Genomic DNA, 14,801 nt, shown 5'->3' with positions numbered 1-14,801 from the left:
CCCTCCACCGACACATTCGTCACGAATGTCGCCCCCGCGAGCGTCTACCAGCACATTCGTCACGAATGTCGCCCCCGCGAACGTCTACGGGCACATTCGTCACGAATGTCGCCCGCCCAGCGTCGGCGGAGCCGGGAACGACGAACGGCCCGGCTGCGCGAAGCAGCCGGGCCGTCGGAAGCGGGGTTCGTCAGCGGACGACGACCGCCAGCACGTCGCGGGCCGACAGGACGAGGTAGTCCTCGCCGCCGAACTTGACCTCGGTGCCGCCGTACTTGGAGTAGATGACCTTGTCGCCGACGGAGACGTCGAGCGGGACGCGGTTGCCGTTGTCGTCGATGCGGCCGGGGCCCACGGCGACGACCTCGCCCTCCTGCGGCTTCTCCTTGGCGGTGTCGGGGATGACCAGACCGGAAGCAGTGGTCTGCTCAGCCTCGACCTGCTTGATGACGATGCGATCCTCGAGCGGCTTGATGGAGACCGACACGTTGACCCCTTTCCTGTGAAGAACAGTGTCTCGACTAAGACTGAATTAGCAAACTCGCACTGAGAGTGCTAACCCGAGTCTAGGGGGAGAGTTAGCAGTCACGCAACGTGAGTGCCAGGTGGGGCGAAACGGCCAGGGTAGCGTTGACCCCATGGAACGGTCCGAGCTCGTAGCCCTGCTGAGTCCAGAGGGTCTGCGTCTGCTCGACGCACTGCCGCCCTATCGCAGCGAGCAGGATGTGCTGCGCATCGTCACCGACCTGCGCAAGCAGGGCCACTCCCCCGCGCTGGTCGCCGCCGTGCTCACCCAGTCCAAGCTGCGCAGGAAGGCGGAGTCCAAGTTCGGCGACTTCGCCTCGCGCATGCTCTTCACCGAGGCGGGGCTCGAGCAGGCGACGCGCCTCCCGGTGGCGGCCCATCACGCGGGACGGTTCCGCTCGGCGGGCATCCGCCGCGTCGCCGACCTCGGGTGCGGCATCGGCGGCGACGCGCTCGCGTTCGCGGCCCTCGAGCTGGAGGTCACCGCGATCGAAGCCGACGAGGTGACCGCGGCCATCGCCTCCTTCAACCTGGCGCCCTTCCCGAGCGCCGTGGTCGAGAACCAGCGCGCCGAGGATGTCGACCTGCGCGAGATCGACGGCGTCTTCCTCGACCCCGCGCGTCGCACTCCGGGCCACACGCAGACGGAACGGCTCACCGACCCCGACGACTACACGCCCTCCCTCGGGTTCGCGTACGAGCTCGCCACCGGGCGCTCCATCGGCCTGAAGCTGGGGCCGGGCTTCGACCGCGACCTCATCCCCTCGACCGCCGAGGCCCAGTGGGTGTCGGCGGACGGTCAGGTGGTGGAGCTGGGGCTCTGGTTCGGCGCGCTCGCCCGGCCGGGCATCCGGCGCGCGGCGCTCGTGCTGCGCGGCGACCAGACCGACGAGCTGGTCGCTGATGCGGACAGCGAGGACGAGGACACCGGCCCGCTCGGCGAGTACCTGTACGAACCCGACGGCGCGGTCATCCGGGCCCGGCTCATCGGCGACCTCGCGCGCCGGATCGGTGGCCGGATGCTGTCCGAGCAGATCGCGTACATCACGGCGGACGCTCCGGTCGAGACGCCGTTCGCTGCGGGATTCCGCATCCTGGAGGCGCTTTCGTACGCCGAGAAGGAGCTCAAGCGGGCGCTGCGTCAGCGCGGCATCGGCACGCTGGAGATCAAGAAGCGGGGCGTGGATGTCGACCCGGCCGTGCTGCGCCGGCGCCTGGCCCTGAACGGCGATCGCCCGGCGACCCTGATCCTCACCAGGGTCGCCGGGCGGCACACCGCGCTGCTCGCCGAACGGCTCTGAGGCCGCCCGGCGAGCCGCGTCAGTCCGTCAGGCTCAGTACGTCGAGGAGTAGTGCGCCAGGCTCGCGAAGATGATCACGAGGAAGATCCAGTAGATGATCGCGATCACGATCGCGACGAATCCGAGGATGATTCCGGTCAGCCAGAAGCCGCGAGCCTGCGGCTCCTTGTTGCGTCCGATGAACCCGAGCACGACGGCGGCGATTCCGAAGAGGACGCCGATGCCCCACGCGAGGTTGATCACGATGCCGACGATGCCGCCGACCAGGGACAGGATGCTCAGGATGGGCGACTTGGCCGCCGGCTGCCCGTACGGCTGCTGGTAGCCCGGCACGGGCTGGCCGTAGGCGGGCTGCCCGTAGGGCTGGCCCGGCTGCTGACCGTACGGCTGCTGGCCATAGGGCTGGCCCGGCTGCTGCCCGTACGGCTGCTGGTAGGGCTGGCCGTATCCCGGCGCGGGCGGCTGCTGGCCGTATCCCGGCGCCGGCGGCTGCTGGCCGTAGTCGGGCGCGGGCGGCTGCTGGCCGTAGTCCGGCGCGGGCGGAGGAACAGCGCCGGTGTCGCCCGCCGGCGGCACGGGAGGAGGCGGTGGGACCGAGCCGTTCTCTGCGTTGGGGTCCACCGGGTCGGTGGGAGCGTTCGGATCGGTCATGGGACCCATCTCCTTCATGCTGGAAGCTGGTGGTCGGCGGCTCCCGCAGGAAGAGACTTCCTGAGAGAACGCTGTATCGCCTCCATCGTGGCAGTCACCCGGCGGGGGTGTCAACGCAGCGTCTCAGCCGGTGACCTGAATCGCCGTGACGGGGAGGGTCGAATCCGCCGAGAAGGTCAGCTCGCTGGGTCCGTGCCCGGCCAGGATGAGCTGCGCGCCCAGCGCGGCGATCATCGCCCCGTTGTCGGTGCACAGCGAGAGAGCGGGGATGCGCAGAGCCACGCCCGCCTCTGCCGCGCGCGCGACGGCGAGCTGCCGGACCCGCGCGTTGGCGACCACCCCGCCTCCCAGCAGCAGCCGGGGCACGCCGTGGTCGCGGCAGGCGGCCAGCGCCTTCGTGATGAGGACGTCGGCGACCGCTTCGCGGAAGGAGGCGGCGACATCCGCCGTCGGCACCTCCTCGCCGGCGTCCTGCCGCTGTTCCACCCATCGGGCGACCGCCGTCTTGAGGCCGGAGAAGGAGAAGTCGTAGCGGTGCTGCTCGAGGTCTTTCGGCCGGGTCAGCCCGCGGGGGAAGCGGATGGCGCGAGGGTCGCCGTCCGCCGCCACCCGATCGATCTGCGGACCCCCGGGATAGGGCAGGCCGAGCACCCGCGCGACCTTGTCGAACGCCTCCCCCGCTGCGTCGTCGATGGTCTCGCCGAGCAGGCGGACATCCGAGACGAGGTCGCGCACGAGCAGCAGCGAGGTGTGACCGCCGGACACCAGGAGCGCGATCGTGGGCAGTTCGACGGGATGCCCGGGGCCGCCGGCCGCGTCCAGCAGGTCGGCGCCGACATGCCCGACGAGGTGGTTCACCGCGTAGAGCGGCTTGCCCAGCGACACCGCGAGCGCCTTCGCCGCACCGACGCCGACCATGAGCGCTCCGGAGAGACCGGGTCCGCTGGTGACCGCAATCGCATCCACGTCCGCCAGCTCGATGCCGGCGTCCGCCACCGCCGTCCGCAGCGTCGGTTCGAGCGCTTCCAGATGCGCTCGCGCCGCGACCTCCGGGACGACGCCGCCGTACCGGGCGTGCTCCTCCATCGAGGAGGCGATCGTGTTGGCGAGCAGGGTCGTGCCGCGGACGATGCCGATGCCGGTCTCGTCGCAGGAGGTCTCGATCCCGAGCACCAGGGGCGCGTCGACCGTCGTAGCGGGGTGGGTCATGCGGTCGTCTCCGGAGTGGGGATGGCTGTGGCCGGGTCGCCGAGACGCATGACGACCGCATCCACGCCGTCGGGCTCGTAGTACTTCGGGCGCACGCCGATCTCCTCGAAGCCGAGCTCCCGATACAGCGCCTGGGCTCCGGGATTGTCGGCGCGGACCTCGAGGAACACCTCGCGCGCTCCGCGGTCCCGCGCCTCGGCGAGCAGAGCCAGCATGAGCGTCCGCCCGACGCCGCGTCGGCGCGCATGCGGAGCCACCGCGATGGTCTGGATGTCGCCCTCGCCTCCGCCGCGCGGTGCGAGCAGGCCGGCGTAGCCGTCGATCCGCTCGGGTGCCGACGGCTCGAAGGCGACGAGGTAGTACCCGTGCTCGCCGGTCACCTCCGATCGCATCGAGCGCTCGGACCACGCGTCGGTGACGAAGGTCGTTCGCTCCAGTTCCATGATGGCCGGCACGTCCTCGACCACCGCGCGCCGAAGCCGGTACTCCGGGTGACCGGATGCGCTCATGCCGTCACCCGCTTGGGTCCGGCCGACAGCGTCACATCCGGCGAGCGCAGATAGAGGGCGTCGTCCGCATCCATGGGCAGTCCGTTGGCGTACCGGAGCTCGGCCAGCATCCCGAGCCGGCCGGCCGGAACCACCGCCGCCTCGAAGCGCGGGATCTCGGGATGCGGGAGTTCGCCGGGCTTCCCGAGCCCCGGTCCGTTGAGACGCACGGGCAGCCCGAACGCGTCCGTGCCCGAGTAGGCGGTCCAGTAGCGCTCGCGCCGGCGGGCGTCGGTCACCACCAGCAGCGGACCGGTGACGCCTGCGGCGTACCTCTCGGAGGCGACGGCGTCGTGGCTGACGACCGGCACGAGCGGCTTGCCCGCGCCGAAGGCGAACGCCTTCGCGGCGGCGATGCCGACGCGGAGACCGGTGAACGGGCCCGGTCCCATCCCCGCGACCACACCGGAGAGTGCGCGCACGTCGACCCCGGCGACCGTCAGTGCCTCCTCAATCAGGGACCCGATCACTTCGGCGTGGCGCATCGTGTCGGTCTCGATGAGCTCGCAGAGGACGCCGGCCTCCCGGTCGACGACCGCCACGCTGGTGCCGGCGGACGTGTCGATGGCGAGGAGCATGCTTCCAGCCTAAGCGGGATCGACGGAGGCCGGACCCGGCGAGGCCGCCCACCGCGGCCCGAAGCCGGTGATCCGGACGGTGCGCGGCTCATCCAGGTCGTCGAGCTCATCGGACTCGGCGAGCTCGTCGAGGCCGGCGCGGTCGACGGGCTGGCCGGAGCCGCGACCGCCGGCCTCAGCCACCCGCTGCTCAGCGCCGGTCGGCCGTTCGATCTCGACTTCGAGCCACGACTCGGCGACGCCCTCGAGCATCCCGCTGCCCCACTCGACCACGACGACCGAGCGGGCGAAGTCGATGTCGAGGTCGTCGAGCTCGAGCGCACTCGAGAGCCGGTACGCGTCCACGTGCACCAGAGGCGCGCCGCCGGAGAGGCCGGGATGCGTCCGCGCCAGCACGAACGTCGGGCTCGTCACCGGGCCGCGCACGTCCAGGCCCTCGCCGATCCCGCGGGTCAGCGTCGTCTTCCCCGCACCGAGCGGACCCGAGAGGACGACGAGGTCGCCCGCGCGCAGGACCGACGCCAGCTCCCGGCCGAGGGCGTGCATGCCGGCGGCCGTGGCGACGCGGCGGATGAACGGAAGCGGCAGCGCACCCGGCGCAGCCGGTCCGCCGTGCGTACCCGGCGCATCCATCACCGGCCTCCCCCGACGAAGGTCCGTTCGAGCCGGCCGCCGAGCCGCGTCACGATTTCGTAGTTGATGGTTCCGGCCGCCTCGGCCCAGTCGTCCGCACTCGGGACACCGGTCGCGGGGTCGCCGAACAGCACGACCTCGTCGCCCACGGCCACCTCGAGGTCACCGACGTCGACCACGAACTGGTCCATGGCCACGCGGCCGCTCACGCGGAAGGTCCGCCCGCCGATCGAGACCGGCGCCGCGTTGGAGGCATGACGCGGGATGCCCTCCGCATAGCCGAGCGGGACGAGGACCAGCGTCGTCTCCTTCTCGGTGCGGTACGTGTAGTCGTAGGAGACGCCTGTGCCGGCGGGCACGCGCCGCACTGCGGCGACGCGGCCACGCAGCGTCATCGCGGGACGCAGCCCCAGCTCAGCGGCGGAAGCCGCCGGAGCCGCGGAAGCCGCGGAAGCCGCGGAAGCCGCCGACCGGCCGAACGGCGACAACCCGTACGCGGCGATGCCCAGCCGCACCAGGTCGTACCGCGCCTCCGGAAGCGAGAGCGCGGCCGCGCTCGCCGCCAGGTGCCGCAGCTCTGGCGTGAGCCCGGCGCTTCGCGCGCGCTCGAGCGCCCGCTCGAAGACGGCCACCGCAGCACGGTCGTCTTCCGGCGAGGCGTTCGACACGTGGGAGAAGATGCCGCGGACGACGACGCGGCCGGCGGTCTCCAGCTCCCGTGCCCGGGCGAACACCGCCTCCCAGTCCGACTCGGCGATGCCGTTGCGGCTCAGTCCCGTCTCCACTTTCAGCTGGAGGAAGACCGGCCGCTCGCCGTCCGCCGCTGATGCCGCCGCCTCCAGTTGCGCACGCGACGAGATGCCCAGGTCGAGACCGGCACGGACCGCCGCGGCGAAGTCCTCGCCGGGATCGTGCAGCCAGGCGAGGACCGGCGCTGCGATCCCGGCCTCCCGGAGTGCGAGCCCTTCGGCGATGTCCGCAACACCGAGCCAGTCGGCGCCTCCGGCGAGCGCCGCCCGCGCGCACTCCACCGCACCATGCCCGTACGCGTCGGCCTTGACGACCACCATGACGTGCGGCGTGCCGACCAGCTCGCGCAAGCGGACGACGTTCGCGGTCACCGCATCCAGATCGACCACCCGCTCGCGGAAGGCGGTCACGGCGCGGTCTCCGTCACGACGAATGCCGTCGCGACTCCGGCATCGTGCGACATCGACACGTGGATGCGGACGATACCCCGCTCACGCACCTGCGCCTCGACGACATTGTGCAGCACGAAACCGGGGTTCCTCTCCGCGTCCGGGACGATCTCCAGGTCGTGCCAGCGCACGCCCTCCGAACCGCCGAGCGCCTTGATCAGCGCCTCCTTCGCGGCGAACCGCGCCGCGAGGGAGTGCACGGGCAGCGGCTGCTCCGCCTCGGTGAAGAGCCGTTCGCGCAGCTTCGGCGTGCGCGCGATCGACCGCTCGAAGCGCGCGAGATCGACCACATCGACTCCGATGCCGGCGATCACGGCCTCACTCCACGGTGACGGACTTGGCCAGGTTGCGCGGCTGGTCCACGTCCAGGCCCTTCGCCGCCGAGAGCTCCATCGCGAAGATCTGCAGCGGGACGACGGCCAGCAGCGGCTCGAAGAGCGGTGCGGCGAGCGGGATGCGGATGACCTCGTCGGCGAACGGCAGCACAGCCGCGTCCCCGGCCTCGGCGATCGCGATGACGCGGGCTCCCCGCGCGCGGATCTCCTGGATGTTCGAGACGACCTTCTTGTGCAGCTCGTCCGACCACCGGGGGCTCGGCACCACCACGAAGACCGGCTGACCGGGCTCGATCAGCGCGATCGGACCGTGCTTGAGCTCACCGGCCGCGAAGCCCTCCGCGTGGATGTACGCGAGCTCCTTGAGCTTGAGCGCACCCTCCAGCGCGATCGGGTAGCCGACGTGGCGGCCGAGGAAGAGCACAGAGCGGGTATCCGACATCCACTTGGCCAGCTGGGCGATCTCGCCGTGCGACTCCAGCACGGTCGAGATCTTGCCGGGCACCGCGAGCAGCTCGGCGATCGCGTCGCGCTGCCGGGAGCCGTCGATGGTGCCGCGGATCCGCGCCAGGTGCAGGCCGAACAGGTACAGCGCCGTGATCTGCGCGACGAACGCCTTGGTCGACGCGACCGCGACCTCCGGTCCGGCATGCGTGTAGAGGGCTGCATCCGACTCGCGCGGAATGGTCGCACCCTGCGTGTTGCAGACCGAGATCGCCTTCGCGCCGGCCTCGCGGGCGTACTTGACCGCCATCAGCGTGTCCATCGTCTCGCCGGACTGGCTGATCGAGATGACGAGCGTGCCCTCCGACAGCACCGGCTCGCGGTAGCGGAACTCGTGGCTGAGCTCGACGTTCACCGGGACGCGGGCCCACTTCTCGATCGCGTAGCTGCCGACGATGCCCGCATACGCGGCGGTGCCGCAGGCGATGATCGTGATGCGGTCGATGCCGGCGAAGTACTCGTCGCCCAGCGCATCCAGCTCCGGGATGTGGACGGCGTCGTCCACGATGCGGCCGCGCAGGGTGTTGGCGACGGCATCCGGCTCTTCGGAGATCTCCTTGGCCATGAAGGACGACCAGCCGCCCTTCTCGGCGGCCGAGGCATCCCACGCCACCTCGAACGGCTCGACCTCGACCGGCGCACCGGCGAAGTCGGTGACCGTGACGTTGTCCGGCGTGATGGTGACGATCTGGTCCTGGCCGATCGCCATCGCCCGGCGGGTGTGCTCCACGAACGCCGCGACGTCGGAGCCGAGGAAGTTCTCGCCGTCGCCCAGCCCGATGACGAGCGGGGAGTTGCGGCGCGCGCCGACGACGACGTGCGGCTGGTCCTGGTGCATCGCGAGCAGCGTGAACGCGCCCTCGAGGCGTGAGACGACCGCCTGGAACGCCTCCGGCAGGTCGCCCGTGCGGCGGTACTCGCGGCCGAGCAGGACGGCGGCGACCTCGGTGTCGGTCTCGGACTCGAACGCGAAGCCGTCGGCGAGCAGCTCGTCCTTCAACGTGGAGAAGTTCTCGATGATGCCGTTGTGGATCACGGCGAGGCGGCCGTCGTCGCCCAGGTGCGGGTGCGCGTTGACGTCGGTCGGGCCGCCGTGGGTCGCCCAGCGCGTGTGGCCGATGCCCGTCTGGCCGTTCGGGATGGGGTGCTCCTGCAGCTCGTCGCTCAGCACGGACAGCTTGCCCGCCTTCTTAGCGGTGCCGAGGGCTCCGTCCGGGCCGATGACGGCGATGCCGGCCGAGTCGTACCCGCGATACTCCAGGCGCTTCAGCCCGCCCATCAGCACCTCGAGGCTCTTGTCGGTACCGACGTACCCCACGATTCCACACATGCACCCGAGTCTATCGTGGGCCGGAGTGAGGACCCGCTGAATGCTCCCCCCTAGACTTGGGGGCCTATGGCTGAGAACGGCGGCGACTCCTCCCCCTTCGTCGAGCTGAGCAGGAGCGACTGGGCGGAGCTCGCGCAGAACACGCGCCTGCCGCTGCAGGAGACCGAGGTCGTGCAGCTGCGCGGCCTGGGCGATCCGCTCGACATGCGCGAGGTCGAAGAGGTCTATCTGCCGCTCAGCCGGCTGCTCAACCTGTACGTCGGCGGCACCAAGCAGCTCCACCGCGTGACGAACGAGTTCCTCGGCGAACGCGCGGCCAGCACCCCGTTCGTCATCGGCGTCGCGGGATCCGTGGCCGTGGGCAAGTCGACCATCGCGCGCCTGCTCCGCGAGCTGCTGTCGCGCTGGGACGACACCCCCCGGGTCGAACTGGTCACGACCGACGGCTTCCTGCTGCCGAACGCCGAGTTGGAGCGCCAGGGCCTGATGGAGCGCAAAGGCTTCCCCGAGTCCTACGACCGCAAGGCGCTGCTGCGCTTCGTCACCGCCGTGAAGAGCGGCGCCGCGGAGGTCCGGGCTCCCTTCTACTCGCACCTGAGCTACGACATCGTCCCGGATGCCGAGATCGTGGTGCGGCGCCCCGACGTCCTCATCGTGGAGGGTCTGAACGTCCTGCAGCCGGCGGGCGGCGGAAACCGGCTGGCGGTCAGCGACCTGTTCGACTTCAGCGTCTACGTGGATGCGCGCACGCGCGACATCGCGCACTGGTACGAGGAGCGGTTCCTGAAGCTGCAGCGCGGAGCCTTCGCGAATCCGAAATCGTACTTCCACCGGTATGCGCAGCTGACCGAGGAGGAGGCGCGGGCGCGGGCCGCCTCCATCTGGACCGCGATCAACGAGCCGAACCTGCTCCAGAACATCCGGCCGACCCGTTCGCGAGCGAAGCTGGTGCTGCGCAAGGACGTGGATCACGCGGTCAGCTCGGTGCTGCTGCGCAAGCTGTGAGAGGGCTTTTAAGCCAGACGCTCAAGTAGTGGAGGTTGTCAAGCTCTGGCCAGCGATGAGCGCGTCGCGTAGGCATGAGGCGTGCCTACTTCTCGCTCTCGTGCCGCCGAACTCCTCGGACAGCGGGTTCGCGAGGCGCGCATCGCCCTCGGCATGAGCCAGGAGGACATCGCCAACCTGGCCGACATGCACGTGACCAACTACGGGCGCGTGGAGCGCGGCGAGGCCAACTCGGAGCTCCACACCATCGTCCGCATCGCAACGGCGCTCGACAAGGACCCGGGCGAGCTGATGGCCGGGCTGTACGGAACGGACATGCTGCCCGACCGCTCGCGCGCGTACTCGGTCGCCGACTTCATCGCCGCGCGACGGGAGCACGAGTCGCACTGACCGCGACCTGCGTCCCGGCAGCGGGCGTGACCGCAGCCTGCGACGCGCCTGCAGCGCTCAGAGCGCCAGGCGCTCCCGCACGACGTCGGCCAGCTCGTTGGCGAGGCGCTCGGCCGTGATCTGGTCGGCAGCCTCCACCATCACCCGCACCAGCGGCTCGGTTCCGGAGGGCCGCAAGAGCACGCGTCCCGTGTCGCCGAGCGCGCTCTCCGCCGTCCTCACGGCGGTCTTCAGCCCCTCGTCGGTGTGCACGGCGTGGTGGTCGACGTTCTTGACGTTCACCATCACCTGCGGATACACGGTCATCACGCGGGCCAGCTCGGCGAGGGTCTTGCCCTGCCGGGCCATCTCGCTGAGGAGATGCAGCCCGGTGAGGATGCCGTCGCCGGTGGTCGCGAAGTCCCGCATGATGACGTGACCGGACTGCTCGCCTCCGAGCGAGTACTCCTTCTCGTTCATCTCTTCGAGCACGTAGCGGTCCCCGACGGCCGTCTCGACGACCCGGATCCCGTTGTCGCGCATGGCGAGCTTCAAGCCGAGGTTGCTCATCACGGTCGCCACGAGGGTGTTCTCGCGCAGCTTGCCGCGCTCCTTCATCCCCACCGCGAGGATGGCCATGATCTGGTCGCCGTCGACCACATTGCCGTGCGCGTCGATCGCCAGGCAGCGGTCGGCGTCGCCGTCGTGCGCGATTCCGACGTCCGCGCCGGCGGCGAGGACGGCCTTGGCGAGGTTGTCGAGGTGGGTCGATCCGACACCGTCGTTGATGTTCATGCCGTCCGGCGAGTCGCCGATGACGGTGACGCGGGCGCCCGCGTCGGTGAACACCTCGGGCGAGATGCCGGCGGCGGCGCCGTGCGCGCAGTCGAGCACGACGTGGATGCCGTCGAGCCGGTGCGGGAGGCTGGCCAGCAGGTGGACCACATAGCGGTCCTCGGCGTCGGCGAACCGGCGGATGCGGCCGACGTCGGCGCCGGTCGGCGTCAGCTTCTCGAGATCGAGGTGCTGCTCGATGCGGTCCTCGACGATGTCGGGGAGCTTGGTGCCGCCGCGGGCGAAGATCTTGATCCCGTTGTCCGGCGCCGGGTTGTGCGACGCGGATACCATCACACCGAAGTCGGCGTCGAAGTCGGCGATCAGGAAGGCGGCGGCCGGCGTGGGGATGACTCCCGCGTCGTAGACGTCGATACCGGAGCTGGCGAGCCCGGCCGAGACGGCGGCGGAGAGGAACTCGCCCGAGACGCGGGGGTCACGGGCGACGATCGCGCTCGGGCGCTTGCCCGCAGCGCGCCGCGCCTCGGCGCTTCGGCCTTGCGTCAGTACAGCAGCAGCTGACTGCGCAAGGCCGAGCGCCAGGTCGGCGGTGAGACTTCCGTTCGCGAGACCGCGAACGCCGTCGGTTCCGAAGAGGCGTGGCATGGACCGAAGCCTAGACGCTCGCGTGCGTCAGCGCTTGGAGAACTGCGACGCCTTGCGGGCCTTCTTGAGACCGGCCTTCTTGCGCTCGGTGACGCGGGCGTCGCGCGTGAGGAAGCCGGCTTTCTTCAGGGTCGGGCGGTTGTTCTCGCGGTCGATCTCGTTGAGAGCGCGCGCGATGGCGAGGCGCAGGGCGCCCGCCTGACCCGAGGGGCCACCGCCGGTGATGCGGGCGACGACGTCGTAGGAGCCGATCAGGTCGAGCACCTTGAACGGGTCGTTGATGAGCTGCTGGTGCAGCTTGTTCGGGAAGTAGGCGGCGAACTCACGGCCGTTGACCGTGATGCTGCCGGAGCCCGGGACCAGGCGCACGCGCGCGATGGCCTCCTTGCGGCGGCCGACGGCCGCGCCGGGGACGGAGAGGACGGCGCGCGGGGCGGCCGGGGCCTCCGAGGCCGGGGTCTCGGTCGAGTAGGACTCGACGTTGTCGGCCTGAGCCGTTTCGATGCTGTCTGCGATCTTCGCCACGGTGGTGATAATCCTTTGTCTCGTGAAGTCGTGAAGGTCTTCGGCGCCCGCTACTGGGCGACCTGGCCGAGCGTGTACGGCTTCGGCTGCTGGGCGGCGTGCGGGTGCTCGCTTCCGGTGTAGACCTTCAGCTTGCGGAGCTGGGCGCGACCGATGGAGTTCTTCGGCAGCATCCCGCGCACGGCCTTCTCGACGGCACGCACCGGGTTCTTCTCGAGGAGCTCGGCGTAGGTGGTGGCCTTGAGGCCCCCCGGGTAACCGGAGTGGCGGTAGGCCTTCTTCTGCAGGGCCTTCTGACCGGTCAGGGCGACCTTCTCGGCGTTGACGATGATGACGAAGTCGCCGCCGTCCATGTGCGGGGCGAAGGTCGGCTTGTGCTTGCCGCGCAGGAGGGCGGCGGTGTGGCTGGCGAGGCGGCCGAGCACGACGTCGGTCGCGTCGATGATGACCCAGTCGCGCTGGATCTCGTCGGCCTTCGGGGAATAGGTGCGCGTCACAGTAGTGGCTGCTTTCTGTCTCGAACGGAGGTGTTCGTGAATCCCGCTCCGATGGAGGTTCGCATCCCGAGAGGACGGAACCGTGCCGGTGGAGGGCTCACGTTCGTATGTCGCGCCGCAGAAGGCGCGGACACCAAAGCTCAATACTACGTGACCCCCGCACTACCGGTCAAACCGGGTGGGCTCGTTCGGTGACGGAACCCGGCTACAGCTCGCGCAGTGCGCGGGTGCGCTCTGCCCGCAACGCGAGCTCGGGGCCCTCGGGGTATCCGACCTCCAGCAGGGTCAGCCCCCGGGCCGGCATGACTTTGAAGGCGCTGGTCCGCCGCTTCTCGTCGCGCAGCGACACCAGGTCGCCCGGGTCGAGCTCGCCCTCCCCCACCTCCACGCATGCGCCGACGAGCGCACGCACCATGCTGTGGCAGAAGGCGTCCGCGGTCAGGTCCGCCACGAGCACGCCGTCCGGCTCCCGGCGCCAGGCGAAGGACTGCAACGTGCGGATCGTCGTGGCGCCCTCCCGCGCCTTGCAGTAGCTGGCGAAGTCGTGCAGGCCGAGCAGGCCGTGAGCGGCCATGTCCATGGCGGCCGCGTCCAGGTCGGACGAGACCCAGGTCGTCCGATGCCGCTGGAGGGGGTCGCGCAGCGCCGCCCGGTCGGCCACTCGATACTCGTATCGCCGCCACAGCGCCGAGAACCGCGCGTCGAATCCCTCCGGCGCGAGGGAGGCTGCGAGCACCACGACGTCGGACACCGGACCGAGGATGCCGTTCAGCCGCCGGCCGAGGGCCTCCTCGGCCGAAAGGGGCGCCCGCTTGCCGTGAGGTTTGCGCAGCAGCGTCTCCTGCTCCGGGGTCAGATCGACATGAGCGACCTGACCCACGGCATGCACGCCCGCGTCCGTCCGCCCGGCGACGGTCAGCTGCGGCGGCTCACCGGCGCGGCGGAAGATTGTCGCGAGCGCATCCTCCAGCGTTCCCTGCACCGTGCGGAGGCCCGGTTGGCGCCCCCAGCCGTTGAAGTCGGTGCCCTGGTAGGCGATGTCGAGGCGATACCGACGCTTGCCCTCAGTAAGCACGGACCAGTCCCGTCTCGGTCTGCGTGGACACGAACCCCATGCCCGTGTACAGCCCCAGGGCTCCGGTCGGGTTCTCGGCGTCGACATCCAGCACCACCTTGTCCCAGCCGCGCCCAGCGCACCCCTCCAGCACCGCGCGGAGCAGGCTCGGGGCGATGCGACGGCCGCGGAACGGTCTCGTCACCGCCACCGTCGAGACGTAGGCGCCGGTGTAGCCCTGATGCGCCCAGTCGTCCTCGTTCACCTCGGTGAGCAGCACACCTGCGACCTCGTCACCGGCAAGCGCGACGAAGGAGAGGTCGGGGGCGAAGGTTCCGGAGACGAGCCCGGCGAACTGCTCATCGCTCAGGGGCTGGCTGCCCCAGTGATCGCGGAAGGCGGCATCGCGAGCCGCGTGCACAGCGTCCGCGCGATCGGCCGTATACGGCACGATCCGCACCTCCATGGTGGGCGACACCTCCGGGATGGGCTCGCGCAGATCGCGCTCCATCGTGTGGAAGTAGCGCGCCACCTCGAAGCCGCCGGCGACGAGCAGCCGCTCCCGGTCGGGTGCACGACGGTCGGCGTAGCCGACGAGCCAGCCGGGAAGCGGCTTGTCGGCCGCGATCAGCTTCTGCTCACCGCGCGTCCGCTGCCAGGCGAGCAGCTCACGCCCGATCCCCCGGCCCCGGAACTCTGGATGCACCCCGCCGTTCATGAACTCGCGCACGAGCGTCTCCTGCCGGGGCGGCTCCAGCACGATCCCCACCGCGGCCACCCGGCCCTCGGCCGTCACAGCCAGCAGGGTGTCCGTCTCCAGGTCCACGAAGCTGTAGCCGAGCTCCACGTCCACGTCTTCGCGGGTGGTCGCGTAGTTGGGATGATCGCGCTCATCCATCGCCTGGAACACCTCGTGCACAGCGGCCGCATCGTCGGCTGTCGCCGGTCGCCATTCGGCGATCAGGGGATGCTGGGGCTGGTGCACATTCGGTCCCGGGATGCGGGCGCTCAGCGGCGGCATGGGGATGTCGTCGGTCGAGGTCACGCCTTTCACCTTAGAAGACGCCCCGAGACGACGAATGCCCCGCATCACACGGA

General features: G+C 70.5%; 17 protein-coding genes. 3 read left to right on the top strand and 14 right to left on the bottom strand.

Features of this window, described 5'->3' with window-relative positions; all coding sequences use genetic code 11:
* Positions 1-190 precede the first annotated feature (190 nt).
* The gene (gene groES / locus BM287_RS03405) at positions 191-487 is read right to left on the bottom strand and encodes a co-chaperone GroES (RefSeq protein ID WP_090035966.1); all 297 of its coding nucleotides are present in this window, start codon (positions 485-487) and stop codon (positions 191-193) included.
* A gap of 151 nt (positions 488-638) precedes the next feature.
* Here groES and BM287_RS03400 point away from each other — a divergent pair, with 151 nt between their 5' ends.
* A complete protein-coding gene (locus BM287_RS03400) occupies positions 639-1,826 on the top strand; it encodes a THUMP-like domain-containing protein (RefSeq protein ID WP_090035964.1) in 1,188 nt (395 codons plus the stop codon).
* A 33-nt stretch (positions 1,827-1,859) separates the two neighbouring features.
* On the opposite strand, the gene BM287_RS03395 is transcribed toward BM287_RS03400, so the two are convergent.
* The 8 genes from BM287_RS03395 to glmS form a co-directional block, all read right to left on the bottom strand.
* A complete protein-coding gene (locus BM287_RS03395; RefSeq protein ID WP_090035962.1) occupies positions 1,860-2,477 on the bottom strand; it encodes a DUF4190 domain-containing protein in 618 nt (205 codons plus the stop codon).
* Positions 2,478-2,600: 123 nt separating this feature from the next.
* Positions 2,601-3,686, bottom strand: a complete 1,086-nt coding sequence (tsaD, locus tag BM287_RS03390) for a tRNA (adenosine(37)-N6)-threonylcarbamoyltransferase complex transferase subunit TsaD (protein WP_090035960.1) — start codon at positions 3,684-3,686, stop codon at positions 2,601-2,603.
* Positions 3,683-4,195, bottom strand: a complete 513-nt coding sequence (gene rimI, locus BM287_RS03385) for a ribosomal protein S18-alanine N-acetyltransferase (RefSeq protein WP_090035958.1) — start codon at positions 4,193-4,195, stop codon at positions 3,683-3,685. The genes tsaD and rimI overlap by 4 nt, the downstream gene beginning before the upstream one ends.
* Positions 4,192-4,812 (bottom strand): tRNA (adenosine(37)-N6)-threonylcarbamoyltransferase complex dimerization subunit type 1 TsaB, encoded by a 621-nt coding sequence (tsaB, locus tag BM287_RS03380; RefSeq protein WP_090035957.1) that lies wholly within the window; start codon positions 4,810-4,812, stop codon positions 4,192-4,194. The genes rimI and tsaB overlap by 4 nt, the downstream gene beginning before the upstream one ends.
* Positions 4,813-4,821: 9 nt before the next feature.
* Positions 4,822-5,358, bottom strand: a complete 537-nt coding sequence (tsaE, locus tag BM287_RS03375; RefSeq protein ID WP_244527862.1) for a tRNA (adenosine(37)-N6)-threonylcarbamoyltransferase complex ATPase subunit type 1 TsaE — start codon at positions 5,356-5,358, stop codon at positions 4,822-4,824.
* Between the two features lie 86 nt (positions 5,359-5,444).
* The gene (alr, locus tag BM287_RS03370) at positions 5,445-6,605 is read right to left on the bottom strand and encodes an alanine racemase (RefSeq protein WP_170857414.1); all 1,161 of its coding nucleotides are present in this window, start codon (positions 6,603-6,605) and stop codon (positions 5,445-5,447) included.
* The gene (locus BM287_RS03365) at positions 6,602-6,958 is read right to left on the bottom strand and encodes a holo-ACP synthase (RefSeq protein WP_090035951.1); all 357 of its coding nucleotides are present in this window, start codon (positions 6,956-6,958) and stop codon (positions 6,602-6,604) included. The genes alr and BM287_RS03365 overlap by 4 nt, the downstream gene beginning before the upstream one ends.
* Before the next feature lie 4 nt (positions 6,959-6,962).
* Complete coding sequence (gene glmS, locus BM287_RS03360) at positions 6,963-8,813, bottom strand: glutamine--fructose-6-phosphate transaminase (isomerizing) (RefSeq protein WP_090035950.1); 1,851 nt, start codon at positions 8,811-8,813, stop codon at positions 6,963-6,965.
* Positions 8,814-8,879: 66 nt separating this feature from the next.
* Here glmS and coaA point away from each other — a divergent pair, with 66 nt between their 5' ends.
* Both coaA and BM287_RS03350 read left to right on the top strand, forming a co-directional pair.
* Entirely contained in the window at positions 8,880-9,818 is a 939-nt protein-coding gene (gene coaA, locus BM287_RS03355; RefSeq protein ID WP_090035948.1) for a type I pantothenate kinase, read from the top strand.
* Between the two features lie 81 nt (positions 9,819-9,899).
* Positions 9,900-10,208, top strand: coding sequence for a helix-turn-helix domain-containing protein (locus BM287_RS03350; RefSeq protein ID WP_090035946.1), 309 nt, complete (start codon positions 9,900-9,902; stop codon positions 10,206-10,208).
* A 57-nt stretch (positions 10,209-10,265) separates the two neighbouring features.
* On the opposite strand, the gene glmM is transcribed toward BM287_RS03350, so the two are convergent.
* The 5 genes from glmM to BM287_RS03325 all read right to left on the bottom strand — a co-directional run bounded on the left by glmM (position 10,266) and on the right by BM287_RS03325 (position 14,748).
* Positions 10,266-11,627: a phosphoglucosamine mutase gene (gene glmM / locus BM287_RS03345; RefSeq protein ID WP_090035945.1), complete on the bottom strand. Its 1,362-nt coding sequence runs from the start codon at positions 11,625-11,627 to the stop codon at positions 10,266-10,268.
* A gap of 27 nt (positions 11,628-11,654) precedes the next feature.
* Entirely contained in the window at positions 11,655-12,152 is a 498-nt protein-coding gene (rpsI, locus tag BM287_RS03340; RefSeq protein WP_090035943.1) for a 30S ribosomal protein S9, read from the bottom strand.
* Between the two features lie 50 nt (positions 12,153-12,202).
* Positions 12,203-12,649 (bottom strand): 50S ribosomal protein L13, encoded by a 447-nt coding sequence (rplM, locus tag BM287_RS03335; RefSeq protein ID WP_090035941.1) that lies wholly within the window; start codon positions 12,647-12,649, stop codon positions 12,203-12,205.
* Between the two features lie 205 nt (positions 12,650-12,854).
* A complete protein-coding gene (truA, locus tag BM287_RS03330) occupies positions 12,855-13,724 on the bottom strand; it encodes a tRNA pseudouridine(38-40) synthase TruA (protein WP_090035938.1) in 870 nt (289 codons plus the stop codon).
* Positions 13,714-14,748, bottom strand: coding sequence for a GNAT family N-acetyltransferase (locus tag BM287_RS03325; RefSeq protein ID WP_244527850.1), 1,035 nt, complete (start codon positions 14,746-14,748; stop codon positions 13,714-13,716). The genes truA and BM287_RS03325 overlap by 11 nt, the downstream gene beginning before the upstream one ends.
* Between the last annotated feature and the right edge of the window lie 53 nt (positions 14,749-14,801).

The organism is Leifsonia sp. CL147 (genome assembly GCF_900114565.1).
In the GTDB taxonomy this organism is placed as follows: Bacteria; Actinomycetota; Actinomycetes; order Actinomycetales; family Microbacteriaceae; genus Leifsonia.
The sequence above is the reverse complement of the archived record's forward strand: the minus strand, read 5'-3'. Positions and strand labels throughout refer to the sequence as shown.